Origin of the sequence: Anatilimnocola aggregata (assembly GCF_007747655.1) — a bacterium.
Classification (GTDB): domain Bacteria; phylum Planctomycetota; class Planctomycetia; order Pirellulales; family Pirellulaceae; genus Anatilimnocola; species Anatilimnocola aggregata.
The window spans coordinates 15,145-28,722 of the sequence record NZ_CP036274.1 but is presented as its reverse complement, the minus strand read 5'-3'; the positions used below and the strand labels follow the sequence as shown (position 1 = coordinate 28,722).

Below are 13,578 nucleotides of genomic sequence, written 5' to 3'. Positions count from 1 at the left end.
GGAGTACGCTTCAGATCTGATGCGAGCGATTGTAGTGCAATCGGTCCACTTGAATGATTGCTTTGATCATCAAAGCGTCTGCGAAAAGATGAGCTTAGTTGCAGAATACTACCAAACGCTCGGTGGTTTATTCCGCGAAGTGTATGGAAGCGTTTTTCCCGAAGCAGTACGCAGCAAGGTATGTGGCGAAGCTTTGGGAACTCAGGTTCAATCGGAGATATTTCTGTTGCTCGCGGGTGATCGCGCAGCGGATGAGGTACGCGAAACGAGCGAGAAGGCGATTGAGCAATTTTCCGATGAGCGTGACCGGCAGCGGCAGTATCAGTTCCGCAGTGAGATCGAGGCGATCGACGGCAACTGGGATTTGGCTCGCGAGTTCTTGGCAAAAGGGATTGGCTGCGACAGTACGGATCACCAGTCGATCGGGCGTTTCATTGCCTCGGTGCCCGAAAGCGCCCGTCCGTTTCCCTTGTTGCACTGGACTCGAATTGGTGGCATGGCCGCAGTTGCGTCCGATCAAGTTGAGTTTGAGAGTTTTGCCGACGCTTGGCGAACAACTGGGCTTGATGCTTTCGTTAAAAAGCTCGCCTTGACCTATCCGGCGCATGGAATTCTACGTCGCATGGCGTGCGTCTATTCCGCACTCGGCGACGACGCGAAGTTGATCGAGACTTTGCGTTCACTTCGATCTGTCGTCAAGGCAAATCCGACGACGTTATTCGGATTGATCGAGGTTGCGGCCGTCCTGCAATCGTCTGGGCTCGCTGGCCGTCGCAATCGAGATCAGATGATGCGGATTCTGGGCGGAAGCAAAAATGATCCTGCGGCGACCGAGCTGCTAAAAAAGATCGCCAGAGACTCTGGGGCATCACAGCCCAAGATTGCCGCAGTCGCAAGCAAGTGGGAGCAGCTGCTGGCCTGCACACCCACGCCCCAGCAGCTAGTGGACGCTGCAAAAATCGTCGCCTACTGATTTATCGAAGGCATGGTCAACTCGCCAGACAACTGTGTTGGCGAAGCGATCGCCGGGCAGACGGTTGCTACCTCAATCGCCGGGTGTTCCTTGGGAATTGGCTTTTCGATTTCGGATGTTTTTCTCGGACAGAGTTATGCAGCGTCCGTTATCAACAGACATGAACACGAATCCTCGCCAAAACGGAACACAACGCTTGAACAACACCCTCTCATGCCCCAACTGCAATCACGAAATTGAACTCACTGAACTGATGCGGACTCAAGTCGCATCACAGATCCGTGGTGAACTCGACGCCCATGCTGCAACACGTCAGCGGGAGCTCGACAAGCAACGTGAGGAAGTTGCGCGCCAAAAGCTGCAATTGGATAAAGACCGAGAAGCAGTTGCAGAGCAAATTCGCACTCAGGTCGAGCAGCAACGAACGGTATTGCTGACTGAGGCAAAGAAGCGCGCCGAGGATGCGGTTGCTGTCGAAATTGCCGACCGCGACGAACGACTCAAGGAGTTGTCGACGTCTCTGGACTCGGCTCGCATGCAGGAGTTGGATCTGCGAAAAATGCAGCGACAATTGCAGTCCGAAAAGGATTCGTTGAAATTGGAAGTACAACGTCAGTTGGACGCTCAACGATCGCAATTGATCACGGAAGCCAAGGCCCAGTTCGATGTAGAGCATGCGTTCAAGCAAGCCGAGAAAGACAAGACGATCGCTGACATGACGGTCAAGCTACGTGAGATGCAGCGGAAGATCGAGCAAGGCTCGCAGCAACTGCAAGGCGAGGTCCAAGAGCTTGCCCTGGAGCGAATGTTGGCGGATACATTTCCGACAGACGAGATTGCGCCGGTCAGTAAGGGTGTTTTGGGTGGCGACTGCATGCAAGTGGCCATCAACGGTTCCGGCACTGCATGTGGCCGCATCCTGTGGGAATCAAAACGGACAAAAAGGTGGGGCGGCGATTGGCTGGCGAAGGCACGAGATGATGCTCGCGCATCACGAGCCGACGTTGTCGTGATCGTTTCGGAAACGCTGCCCGATGGCATCCAAGGGTTTGCACCCGTTGAAGGCGTCTGGGTCTGCGGCTGGGCGGCAGCAAAGTCGCTCGCCACGGCGCTCCGTCACGGCTTGATCGAAGTGGGTAAGGCTCGGGTCGCGTTGGTAGGACAACACGCAAAACAAGAGCTCGTTTACAATTATCTCGCTAGCAGCGAGTTCGCACATCGAGTTGGTGGAATTGCGGAAGCGTTCGCCACGATGCAAACCGATTTGGAGAGCGAAAAACGCGCTTTCAAGAAGCAATGGTCGAAGCGTGAAAAGCAGCTAGAGCGGGCGATTATGAATACGACCAGCTTATATGGCGATTTGCAAGGCATCATCGGCGCTTCACTGCCCAAGATTGCAGGGCTGGAGACGATGCTGATTGAAGATCAACGGGAAGTTTAGATCGCAGCTCGGATGCGTAAGCGAAGGTACGAGTCGATCTACAGCGGTTTTTTCGCGATTGGGATTCGGACAGGCGATGAGATCATTTGCACCACGGTCACCAGCCCTCTGTAGGTCACCACGTCGCGCGAGATTTCGTCTTGCCGGCCGCAAGTTGCTTTTTCCGCTTTGCGTCGGCTAACACGCGGTCCGTGGAAACGTGCGGCTGATGCTTCGCACTGCTACGCTTCGGCAGCGGCTTATTCACGCCGCTGCCGAAGCGTAGCAGTGCGAAGCATCAGCAGCGGCTTATTCACGCCGCGCGGATGCTTCTTCAGCTTCCGCAGATCTACAGCCGCCGCCGACGCTAACAACTCCGCCGCCAAAGCCGCCGCCGGCAACGAATAAGACCTATCTCCTCGGTTGGTCGACGATCATGCCGGGGCGACGACAGGAGTTTCGCCGAGAACTCACTTCGTTCTTCGATTGGTACAACGAACATCGGCCGCATACGACCTTGCAAGGCTGCACGCCGAACGAGGTTTACCACCGCTGTTTTCCGGAGAACCGTCGGCTCCGATTCGAGCCGCGGTCGAACTGGCCCAGAGGCGCGCCGTGCGCCAAGCCGTCGTCCTTGGTCAAGGGACGGCCGGGCGGAAAGGTCGACTTGCAGGTCGCGTTTCATGCGGAACGAAAGCACTTGCCGATCGTGAAGCTCCGTCGCGCCGCGTGACCGGCGTTCGCCGCGCCAACGCGATGACTCAGCGGGACGACGCTCCGACTGCGCGCGGAGCAGCAGTTCCAGCCGCACACGGCATTCAATTTCCAAAGAACCACGGTGTTCGCTCAGCCGAACGCCACGGAAACGCCGCCGTTTTCCCGGAATCCACCGCAAAACCGTTGAACAGGCGTCAAGCGAAAAGTTGGTGGATCAGCGCACCGGACCGGGTAGTCGAAAACTCAGAAAAACCTTACTACGCGTCGCTTCTCTCGCCGCCTAAAACCGCGAAACTCGAACTAAGTGCCATTCTACTTGGTCGTTGCACGTCGGCCGAGTATTTTGACCTTACGGGTTGTCAGCACGGCGGAGCAACGCGGAACCGGTATTTACGGACTCCCGTTGGTCGTCCTGACACTTCATTTGCTGACGATCAATAATCCGTCCGTCACACGAGCCCATTGAGGGAGCCGGTGGCGGAACTGAAACGCTCGATCTCCACGCCGCCTCTTTGCAACATGGACGTGTAAAGATTGCAAAGCGGTTGCTGATCCTGGCCCATCAACGGGATCTTCTTTTCGGATTTGATCTTCGTTTCCGGTGCTGGCTTGAGTTCCTGACTCACCTCGTCCAGATAAGAACGGTTGAAGGCGAGGTGCTGGCCGTGTCGGAAGCCGCCGCCCGCGAGGATCACAGGAAGGTTGTAAGTCCAGTGCGTGTTTCCGTCTCGCAGGTTGCTGGTCATCATCACCATGGTGGAATCAAGCAGCGTTGATCCACCTTCCTTCGCGTTCTTGAGCTTGCCGAGCAGGCCGCCGAAGGCCAGCATCAGTTCAACCTCGACCTGGCGGCAGGCGGCGAGCTTTTTCGGCTCTTTACCGTGATGAGACAGATCGTGATGCATGCCGAAGGTCATGAGGCTGATAGCTCGAGTGGAATCGGTGACAAGCGCCAGATGGATCATGTCGATCATCAACCGGAACTTCGCCTGCTGCTGCTGGTTGTCGCCGATGTCTTTCGGCTCGCCGCCGATCGCTGGAGGCTTGGGGCGATTCACCCACTCGCGCGTCATTTTCAGTTGGCGTTCCACGTCGCGAACTGATTCAAAGTATTCGTCGACCCGCTGACGATCGGCGCCGCTGATCTGGCGATTCAGATTCTTCGCGCGGTCGCTGACGAAATCGAGCATGCTGCGGCCTTCGTCGATGCGGCGCAGTTCGGCGTCCATCTCGGCGGGCGTGGCGGCGAGGAAGAGCTTCTTGAAAACCGCTGAGGGCGATCCAATGGCGGGAATGGAGACGCCATTGGCGGTGACGGAAAGCGACTGGCCCTGCGTGGTCAGAGCGAAGCTCTCGTAGCGTGTCTCACCGCGAAGCTTGGCGGCAAATGCCTGGTCCACCGAGATGGTGTTTTTCAGATTGTGCGAGTAGTCGGGATACGGCGCGCCAGTGAGCATGACGGCCTCGGCTTTGTGCCCGCCCCCACCGGTGTTCGGATGGCTCAAGCCGCTGATCACCGTGAAGTCGTCGCGATAGGCGGCCAGATGAGCAAGGTGCGACGGCAAGACATAGTCTCGACCGGCGGCGACCGGCACGAACGCGGTGGGATCGAAGCCGAACGGAACTCCGATACAGACGATGCGACGTGGCGAAGCGGCCGGTGCGGCACCAAGACATCCCGTTGGCAGCATGGAGTCCAGTAGCGGTAAGCCGATCGCGATGCCTGCGTTTTTCAGGAAGAGGCGGCGAGGAATGGGTTTCATATAAGTGCGTTGCTTGATGAAAGGTAGATATAGACGTTTGTGTAACCGTGCTATTTCCGAATAAACAGTTCGCTCTGCACGACTTCATGAATCAGAGTGCGCAGGCCGAAATCGGACGCTTGGGATTTTTCCAAAATGGTATCGACGACCAGTTCGTCGCCAACCTCGACACTGACACCGGTGGCGAAGGTGACGAGCTTGCGGGCAAGGCTGCGGGCGAGGAGTTCGGGCCGGGCGGCAAGGGCGGCTTTGTAGGCGCGGACATCGGCGATTTCAACGCCTCCAGGAAGGCGACTCTTGGTGTCCACCGTGGCACCTTTGAGGTATTTCACATGGCCGTAGTTGCCACCGAAAAAGGCACGGGCATCCTTGATCTCAATTTTCTGGCCAGTCTCGGTGGTGCGGTAGTAATCGCGATAGCGGCCGATGGGATCAAAGGCTTCCAGCACAAAACCCGGCGGATCGATCTTCTGATGGCAACCGGCACAGGTTTTGACGGACTGGTGCTTGGCAAGCTGCTCGCGGATGGTGGTCGAGCCGCGCGTGTCGGGCTCGATCGAGCCGGCATTTGGCGGCGGAGGCGGCGCGGGCGTGCCGACGATGCGCTCCAGCAGCCAGACGCCGCGCAGCACAGGCGAGGTATTGGCACCATTGGCAGTGACCTTCAGGATGCTCGCTTGTGTGAGCAATCCGCCGCGCACACAATCGGCGGGCAAATCGACCCGGCGTAATCCAGCACCCGCCACTGGCGGCAAATCGTAGTGCTCGGCCAGGCGTTGATTGAGATAGGCGTGGGGTGCGGAAACGAGCGTCGTGACCCCGAGATCGCGTTCCACCAGATCGCCGAAAAAGGCGCGCGTTTCACCGACGAGCGAATCATGCAGCAGCACGTCCTGTCGGCCGTCGTGGATGTTCTCGAAGTACTCGGGGAACAGATCGCGGTCCGGCGTGGTCGCGTCGATCTCGCGCAGGTTCAGCCATTGCGAGAGAAAATCGCGTACGAAGACGCTGAATCGCGGCGAGGCGATCATGCGCGCCGTTTCCTGGCGCAGGACTGCGGGCTTGGTCAGTTCGCCCTTGTCGGCCAGCTTCCGCAGTCCGTCGTCGGGAGTGGTTCGCCACAGGAAATAGGAGAGGCGCGCCGCCAGCTCGTGGCTGTTCAACTTCGGCCCCTTCTCGACGAGGAAGAGAAACTCCGGCGAGCAGAGCACGGCACGGTGTGCGGCATTGAGCGCGACTTCGAGGCATTCGCCCTTCGCAAGGCGATCACGCGCCATCGCTCGATAAAGCTCGACTTCTTCGGCCGTTGCAGGACGGCGAAAGGCACGGCTGATGAATTGGGTGAGCGCCTCACGCATGGCCTCTTCCGTTTTGTCGGCAGGCAGTCGGACGGTCAGCGGGTCCGTTAGCGGCCGATACGCCCGCACCGGACGGAGGATTGAATCCGGCACCCGCGCTGTTTTCGCGATCTCCGCAGCCGGGACCAACTCCGCCACGTCGCCATAAAGCAACTGGTGACCCGATGGCGGCCAAGTCTCGATGAGTGGGCCGGTGATCTCCACGGGCTTCACCACGATGGCAGGTCCCACGGTGGCGATGGGTGGATTGGGATTGTTGAGAAAATGCCAGCCCTTGGGAATCTTCTCTGCCTTGTCGGGCGCATAGACACTGTAACCTGCGTCGATCCGCACTTTGGCCATGCGATAGGGTGCGATGATGATCGTTTCTCCGCGATCAAAGGATCGCGTCAGCTCAATGACGCTTTCTTTGCGATGGAGCGCGTCGAAGTGGCCGATCAGCTCCTTTCGCTTGCCGCCGGCGGCGACCCAGACGCTGTAGATGAGATCCTCGCCGTCGGTCGTGTCGCGTGATTCGGTCATAATGCGGATGCGATACCTGCCCGGTGCCTCGCGGGTCACCGCTTCGAACTGCCGCAATGCCACCGGCACTTCGATGTGCGTGTCGAGAAAGAAGTGCAAGTCTTCTCCGTGCAGATTGCACTGAAGCCGGTTGTGGGGATAGGCGGACCAGGGCTTTTCCACCTCGTGATTGAAGGCAAAACGGTGTGTCTTGGTTTCAGGCCGGGACTGTCGGACACTCGCCGCCTCTAACGCGCGATCCGCTGCCGCCATGTATTGCTGGATGTGAACCGGCGAGATGCTCAATGCGGCCGTTTGATTGCTGAAGCCGTCTCGCAGATCGTCCTCCGGCAAAAGATCCCGCAGCGACGTGTCGATGCCGAGCAGATCGCGGACGGTGTTTTCGTACTCGAGTCGATTGAGACGGCGTACGCGAACGCGGCCTGCTTCAACGTGCCGAGCCTGGGTTTCCTCATGAAACGCCGCCTTCAGTGCTTCGAGACTCGCGATGACCGCCGATTCCGCCGGTCGTTCAGTTTCCTCGGGAGGGGGCATCTCGCCGCTTTGCACTCGCGCCAACACGCGGCTCCATGCTTTGCGACTTGCCGCGTTCCCAAGATTCTTGCCCAACAAGTCCGCCCGGAAACCGCCCTCCTTGGTGGTTTCGTCATGGCACTCCCAGCAATGGTTCTTAATGAAAGACAGCGGCAGCTCATCAGCGCTGGCGGATTCGGCAGCAGGCAGCCCAATCAGCAGCGCCACCGGCAGGGCGGTGAAGAGTGTGAGAGTAAGTTTCATGTTCGTTGTCCATTCATTTGACTGGTGCGCTGGTCCACCGATCTTCGTGCCGTCGGCTTTTGGGTCGTAACCCGTCTCGAACAGGGAGTTTAGGCTAACTTTTCAGGAAGACGAAGAACCGCGTTTCCTGGGAATTGCTCATGCCGAGGCCGAACACGATTACGCAGATTCCTCTGCCCAAGGCATGGTCGACTCAGGTCAAATCGGCCTTCCTGCACGTAAATCGGTGGACTAGCACACAGGGCTTTGTTGGGCCTCGAACAGAAGCTACTTCTTCAAAGCGGCCTCGATCGCCGCTGCCGCTTGTGAACCGATCTTGCCGTAACCCGCGGGCGTATAGTGCACGTCGCCCGGCTTCGTGAATAGCTCGGGCTCGAACCTCTTCGTCAGTGAGTGCAGATCGTCGATCCGGACTCCGTGTTTTTTCATCACTCGTTCGGCCGCAGCATTGTACTTAAGCTCGTCGCCGACGACTCTTCCCGCTTCTCCTTCGGGCACGACGGTCGTGCTGGCCCAGACGAGCACGGCCCCGGTCTGCTTCAAGCGTTCGACGAGTCGTTCGAGATTCGCCTCGTACTCAGCGAGAGGAATCGCTTGCTTACCGTTTACCTTGTCGCGGTTCCCCTGCGTTTTCGAATCAGGATTGCGATAGCACAAATCCCACAGGCCCCAGTTGAAGTGGATGACGTCCCACTTGCCGTCGCCGAGCCAATCGTCGATTCCCGCGAGCCCCATCCGCGTCTCACCACAATTAGCGCTGGGGCGAATCACATTCGCTTTGCTCTTCAGCGCGTCGCGCACGACGGGCGTATATCCGATCGAAATCGAATCGCCGAGGATCAGTACGTTGGGAAGCGTCGAATCGGTCGCAACGGCGTCGTTTGCTTTCGGCTTGGCCGCGAAGGCGGATGAACAGGCGATCGATAACGCGAGCAGAACTACGGACGGGAATCGCTTCATGAGTATGCATTCCGGGATCAGTGGGAAATTCGTTGTTTACTGTCGGGGCGGGACAAGCTCCAGCATCGCTTCACCCATGGCTTTGCCGATCCGGTTGAACCAGATCGCGCTGCCGAGGTAGTGGTAAGCGCGGTCTCCTCCCACCAGTTTCCACTGCTCGAAGTTCTTTTGCCACGTGGGATAGAGTTCCTCTGCGGCCTTATCGACCAGCAAGTCGGTACGGAAGGCTTTGACGTTACCGCGAAACTCCGGCACATCGTTCATGGAGAGCTGCGCATCTCGGATCGTCAACATCGCACCGGCGGCCGGCTTCGATCCGTTCTGACCCATCGCGGCGATCACAAACGGCAACTTCGGCGCGTTGAGATCCATACGTACGTCTTGGATGAAATGCTTCATGTTCGAGGCGTACTCGTTCTCCGCCCCGTACTGGTCGTTCCAACCCTGGAACCAGACGAAGCCCGCGAGTTCCAACGGCTTGCCCTGCAGTTCGGGAAACATCGTCGCATAGCTATCCCCCACGTCTTTTACTTCCGCCAACATGTTGCGGTACGACGATCCATATTCCTTTTTCATTTCTTCCATCGTCGGCAACGGATCGTTCTTCTTATTCTTCTCGTTGTTCTTCCGGATCTTTGCCTGCGCTTGGTCAAGTTCCTTTTGGAGCACTTCCTCGGCGGGATAACCGGCCGAAGGCGAGCGGAAGAGTTTGTAGAGCGAGTGTCCGCCCCAGGCGGTTTTGATCAGGAGAACCGGTTCCTCGAAGTGGTTCCCCATTGCGGTGCCGAATTCCAACTCGGCGCCCGTGCGACCGGGAGAGCCGTAACCAACTGTCAGCGGTCCTTTGCGATCGAGAAACTTGATGAACACGTCATCGCGCACGATCCACTGATCGTTTTTTCTCAGATGCGCAAATTGATCCTTGGTTTTTGGATCGGTGGCCTGGTAGTCCAGCAAGGTATTCGGCGCTTTCCCCTCCATGTTCGATTGCCCGGCGAGAATGAACACCTTCACGGGCTTGTCGGCAGCGGTAAGCGGCTCGGCCGCCATAGTGGCCGCGATTAGAAGAACCATTGCGCAACGCATCATCACCAGCCTTTCGTTCGACAAGAGTCTCAAACAATCGGTACGGAATTCAACCTTCCAATCTGCATCATCGGAAAAACTATTCTATGCGAATGCTCAGCCGGACGCCGCAAACGTTTGCCATGCTGAACCGAACCTAGCGAAACGGCTTGGTCATTGCCCTGGAGTAGAGAGTCGTCCTTGATATCAGCTCGGGGCTCGATTCTTCGCTCCGGCATCCCGGGAAAGCGTTTCTAGGCTCGATGCCGGGCTGAGGTTCGTCGATCAGGATCCGCTGTCGCTCGATATCACCAAATGCCTAAATAAACGGCAAAAAAGGGTCATATATACATGATGCCGGTAGCTTAACTCTCGCCTCTCTGCGCGAGTCGGACCATGGCTGCGGCGCCGTCACGAATCGCTCGTGACGGACTCTCTTCTCGTCATGGAGTTCTCCCATGATTTCTCGTCCCCGTTTGTCGATGCCCGGTGCTTCGACAACCAGTCCTGTTTCTGCGCGCTCCTCCTGGTCGGGTCAGATCGTCGTCGGCTCGGTCACAGTTCCCGTCAAGGCCTATGCGGCGATTGCATCGCCGAGTAACTCCACCTTGCATTTGATTCACCGTGACTGCGGGCAGCCGATCGCTCAGCCGCGCACGTGCCCCACGCACGGCCCGGTCACCACCGACGACATCGCCAAGGTATTCCGGTTTGCGCCGGGAGACGACGTGGTGCTCTCGCCCGCCGACCTCGATTCGCTCAAGCCGCAAGACGATGATCAGCTTCGTATCGAACACCTGCTGACGTCGCCCGGCTTTGACCTCTCACTAACGAGCGGCCGGACTTTGTTTCTCATTCCGGCACACGCGGCTGCGGCGCCCGAATACGGCGTCGTCTGTTCGTTGTTGGCGAAGCACAATCTGTGGGGCGTCGGCCGAGCGGTGCTCCATGATCGAAGCCAGTTGATCGGGTTGCATGTCGTGCAAGACGTGCTCACTGCGTTCGTCTTGCAGTGGCCGCAAGCCAGGCGCGCTTGCCCCGCCTTCGATCGAACGCCGGTAGATCCACAGCGTCTGCGTCAGCTCGAGAAAGAAACCCTGCTGCTGCGTAAGAGTTTTGCCTGGGACGAGTATCAAGACGACTACGAGCCGCGGCTGACCGAGTTGGTACGCGCGAAGATTGCGGCCCGCGCAGTGAGTACTGCGACCACTACGGCGAAATCCCGCAAGAAGCCGAATCCCACCCTGACTGCACGGGCCGCTTAACCCAGGAGAAACTCACATCACTAACCCTCGTTCGGGCGACGGACTCTCCACGTTTCGCTTTCGTAAACGGACTCCCGGCACCTTTGTTCTCGTCCCCTTTGCCAAACAAGGTCGCTCAATTCGCTGTCAGGGGCAATTGGAGGCTGCCGCTGCCCAGATCCTCGTCGCCTCGCCGGTAGTTCGTAGCCTTGAAGAACAGCCTTTGACCATTTGGTACGCCTGGGACGACGTCGGCGGCATCGAGCTACTCGCCGGACCGCCGCTCCGTAAACCTCCGCTCCCACGGCGCGCTTCGTACATCGTGCCGGACTTCTTGGTCCAGTTCCACAGCGGTGCGCAACACCTCATCGAAGTCAAACCCTCCGCCAAGCTGGCTCGACCCGACGTCCAGCGGAAGCTGTCCGTCGCCCGGCAGTTTGCCGAGCGACAAGGCTGGACGTTTCATGTCGTCACCGAGCGCGAATTAAGAGTGGGACCGCTCCTGAACAATGTCCGATTACTGAATCGGTTTCGGTGCGTATCGGTATCTGTGGAAATGGCTCGCCACATTCAAGAACTTGTCGCCGGGCAACCCCGACGTTGGCTGGACATGGCGCAGAAGCTCTCTGCACATGCCCCGATCGCCATCGCAAAAACCTGGCTCCTGCACTTGGCGGCTACGGGGCAACTCGACATCGATCCGCGTGGCGCACCGATCACGGACGCCACGCTTCTTTACCCCGGAGGAACCATTGCATGGGATCCATTCGACTCGGTGTGGGTACCGAGTGGCTCCTCGACGGTCGGTCCTTCCGGATCGTCCGCCAACTCGGCCCCCACGAATTCATTGCCGAAGACTTGAAGTATCGCCTCGAACGCTCGTTCTCGGAACAAGAATTATTGGACCAGTACGCACGGGGCCGGTTGCGTTTCGTCCCCAACACGCCGGAGTCGGAGACCGCCGCATCAACCGACCGACCGGCAACGATGGTCGTGATCGCGCATGCTGAATTCAAGAAAGTGGCTGACCGCTGGCTGGCAATCGAGCCGCTCACAAAACTCGATCGGCCGCCAACCGAAAGTGATTTTTTAGCTCGACAAGCCGAATTGACGACCGCAGGCAAGTGTTGCTCGGCGAGGACTTTGCGGCGGTGGTTCACCCGCTGGAAGCGGGCGGGCTATGATCGGCTGAATTTATCGGCCCGCTTTCGAAATTGCGGCGGCCGCGGAAAATCCCGCAGTCAGGGATGGCTGCGACGATTTCCATTGCTGCGCGAACTGGTCGATCGGGCGATCCGAGAAGTGTATCTTACCACCGCTCGGCGGCCGATGTCGGCCGTCGTACGGCGGGTCTTGGAAGATCTGCAGCGGCACAATTCCCGAACGAGCGCCGCCCAGGCGCTCCCCGTGCCGAAGCAAGGTTCGCTGGCTCGGACTATCGCTCGGCGGGTGAACCAACTCGATCCTTATGAAATCGACCGGGCCCGTTGGGGCCATCGAATCGCCGACCAACGGCATCAAGCGACGACGCGCCAACAGTTGGCGACGCGCGTTCTCGAACGGGTAGAGATCGATCACTCGCCGCTCAAGGTCGTCGTGGGAACTCAAGCCGGTCCGATCGGCCAACCCTGGCTGACCGTGTTGATCGATTACTACAGCCGCCTGATCGTCGGATTCTGTATCGGCTTCGAACCGCCGTCGTACGCCGTGATCATGGAAGCACTGCGACAAGCGATCCTGCCCAAGACCTATCTGCGCACCAAGTATCCGCAGATCGTGCACGATTGGCCCTGTTACGGCGTTCCCGAAAAACTGATCTGCGATCGGGGGTCGGATTTCACCAGTAACGATCTGGAGCAGGCGGCGTTTCAACTCGGCCTGGAGCTCGACTTCATGCCGCCCCGGACGCCCCATTTGAAAGGGACCGTCGAATCGTTCTTCGATACGCTCAACGATCAATTACTGTCGGCCTTGCCCGGACGAACGTTTCGTAGTTGGGAAAAACGAGCCGATTATCAACCGGACGACGGTCCGCTGCTCCCTTACGAAGCCCTGGTCGAGATCATTCATCGGCACTTGATCGACGTCTATGCGCAAGAAAAACATCCGACGGCCGCTAAGACGCGGCTGGAAATGTGGCAAGAAAGCGTTGCCGAATTCCCTCCGGCGTTGCCGTCCTCGCCGGATGATTTGGTGGTGCTCTTGTCGAAGACGGTGGAACGAACGTTGTCGGTGCGGGGCATCGAGCTCAACGGAATGTTTTACGCCGGGGATGAACTGTTCGCGCTGCGGGCCGAACTGGCGGCCAACAATCTACCGGCCGACAAATTGACCGTGCGCTACAACCCTTGGGATCTCGGGGCGATCTGGGTGTTGAATCCCGTCAACCGCCACTATCTCCCGGCCGTGGCCGTCGACGCCGCCATGCAGGGTCTGACCGAGTACCAGTGGCGCGTATTACGTCGGGTCGTACGCGAGCGGTTTGATGATCCCGATCGTCTCTTGTCGCTGGCAGCCGCACGTAATGCGATTCGCGATGTGGTCGATGCGGCCGTCACCAAACCTTCGCGACGACGTCGGACGCGCGCGGCGCGTTTCGCCGGTGCTTATCAAAACGGGCCCGAGCAACCTGCGGACAATCCTCCTGAATCAGCTGCGGATCATACCGTGTCCTCGATTCCCGAGGAACCGCAAGTCACTGCGGAGGAAACGATCGAGATCAACCTGGCCGAACTCAACGTCGACGACTGGGATGTCGCCGGCTAACCCTCACCCTCAC

At 58.5% G+C, this 13,578-nt stretch carries 10 protein-coding genes; 6 read left to right on the top strand and 4 right to left on the bottom strand.

Features of this window, described 5'->3' with window-relative positions; all coding sequences use genetic code 11:
• The first annotated feature begins 88 nt into the window (after positions 1-88).
• The 3 genes from ETAA8_RS00130 (at position 89) to ETAA8_RS35750 (ending at position 3,126) form a co-directional block, all read left to right on the top strand.
• The gene (locus ETAA8_RS00130) at positions 89-973 is read left to right on the top strand and encodes a hypothetical protein (protein ID WP_145083094.1); all 885 of its coding nucleotides are present in this window, start codon (positions 89-91) and stop codon (positions 971-973) included.
• Between the two features lie 196 nt (positions 974-1,169).
• Entirely contained in the window at positions 1,170-2,414 is a 1,245-nt protein-coding gene (locus tag ETAA8_RS00125) for a DUF2130 domain-containing protein (RefSeq protein WP_202921451.1), read from the top strand.
• 415 nt (positions 2,415-2,829) lie between these two features.
• Positions 2,830-3,126 carry an integrase core domain-containing protein gene (locus tag ETAA8_RS35750; protein ID WP_145083088.1) on the top strand — a complete coding sequence of 99 codons (297 nt, stop codon included), beginning with the start codon at positions 2,830-2,832 and terminating at the stop codon, positions 3,124-3,126.
• A gap of 433 nt (positions 3,127-3,559) precedes the next feature.
• Here ETAA8_RS35750 and ETAA8_RS00115 read toward each other — a convergent pair whose 3' ends face one another.
• The 4 genes from ETAA8_RS00115 to ETAA8_RS00100 form a co-directional block, all read right to left on the bottom strand.
• Positions 3,560-4,873, bottom strand: a complete 1,314-nt coding sequence (locus tag ETAA8_RS00115) for a DUF1552 domain-containing protein (RefSeq protein ID WP_145083085.1) — start codon at positions 4,871-4,873, stop codon at positions 3,560-3,562.
• Positions 4,874-4,923: 50 nt separating this feature from the next.
• Positions 4,924-7,494 carry a DUF1592 domain-containing protein gene (locus ETAA8_RS00110; RefSeq protein ID WP_202921450.1) on the bottom strand — a complete coding sequence of 857 codons (2,571 nt, stop codon included), beginning with the start codon at positions 7,492-7,494 and terminating at the stop codon, positions 4,924-4,926.
• Between the two features lie 303 nt (positions 7,495-7,797).
• Positions 7,798-8,490 (bottom strand): SGNH/GDSL hydrolase family protein, encoded by a 693-nt coding sequence (locus tag ETAA8_RS00105; RefSeq protein WP_145083079.1) that lies wholly within the window; start codon positions 8,488-8,490, stop codon positions 7,798-7,800.
• A 36-nt stretch (positions 8,491-8,526) separates the two neighbouring features.
• Complete coding sequence (locus ETAA8_RS00100; protein WP_202921449.1) at positions 8,527-9,564, bottom strand: sialate O-acetylesterase; 1,038 nt, start codon at positions 9,562-9,564, stop codon at positions 8,527-8,529.
• Between the two features lie 449 nt (positions 9,565-10,013).
• Between ETAA8_RS00100 and ETAA8_RS00095 the strand changes: the two genes are divergently transcribed.
• The 3 genes from ETAA8_RS00095 (at position 10,014) to ETAA8_RS00085 (ending at position 13,565) form a co-directional block, all read left to right on the top strand.
• Entirely contained in the window at positions 10,014-10,820 is an 807-nt protein-coding gene (locus ETAA8_RS00095; protein ID WP_145083073.1) for a Ku protein, read from the top strand.
• A gap of 136 nt (positions 10,821-10,956) precedes the next feature.
• On the top strand, positions 10,957-11,661 hold the full coding sequence (locus ETAA8_RS00090) for a TnsA endonuclease N-terminal domain-containing protein (protein ID WP_261343594.1): 705 nt from the start codon (positions 10,957-10,959) through the stop codon (positions 11,659-11,661).
• Positions 11,556-13,565 carry a Mu transposase C-terminal domain-containing protein gene (locus tag ETAA8_RS00085; protein ID WP_145083067.1) on the top strand — a complete coding sequence of 670 codons (2,010 nt, stop codon included), beginning with the start codon at positions 11,556-11,558 and terminating at the stop codon, positions 13,563-13,565. Before ETAA8_RS00090 ends, ETAA8_RS00085 begins: the two co-directional genes overlap by 106 nt.
• The last annotated feature ends 13 nt before the right edge of the window (positions 13,566-13,578 follow it).

What these genes read in the sequence shown, in the direction of transcription:
- ETAA8_RS00105 (WP_145083079.1), bottom strand. Translation starts at nt 8,490, where the DNA reads ATGAAGCGATTCCCGTCCGTAGTTCTGCTCGCGTTATCGATCGCCTGT.
- ETAA8_RS00130 (WP_145083094.1), top strand. Translation starts at nt 89, where the DNA reads ATGAGCTTAGTTGCAGAATACTACCAAACGCTCGGTGGTTTATTCCGC.
- ETAA8_RS00085 (WP_145083067.1), top strand. Translation starts at nt 11,556, where the DNA reads ATGGGATCCATTCGACTCGGTGTGGGTACCGAGTGGCTCCTCGACGGT.
- ETAA8_RS00095 (WP_145083073.1), top strand. Translation starts at nt 10,014, where the DNA reads ATGATTTCTCGTCCCCGTTTGTCGATGCCCGGTGCTTCGACAACCAGT.
- ETAA8_RS35750 (WP_145083088.1), top strand. Translation starts at nt 2,830, where the DNA reads ATGCCGGGGCGACGACAGGAGTTTCGCCGAGAACTCACTTCGTTCTTC.
- ETAA8_RS00100 (WP_202921449.1), bottom strand. Translation starts at nt 9,564, where the DNA reads ATGGTTCTTCTAATCGCGGCCACTATGGCGGCCGAGCCGCTTACCGCT.
- ETAA8_RS00115 (WP_145083085.1), bottom strand. Translation starts at nt 4,873, where the DNA reads ATGAAACCCATTCCTCGCCGCCTCTTCCTGAAAAACGCAGGCATCGCG.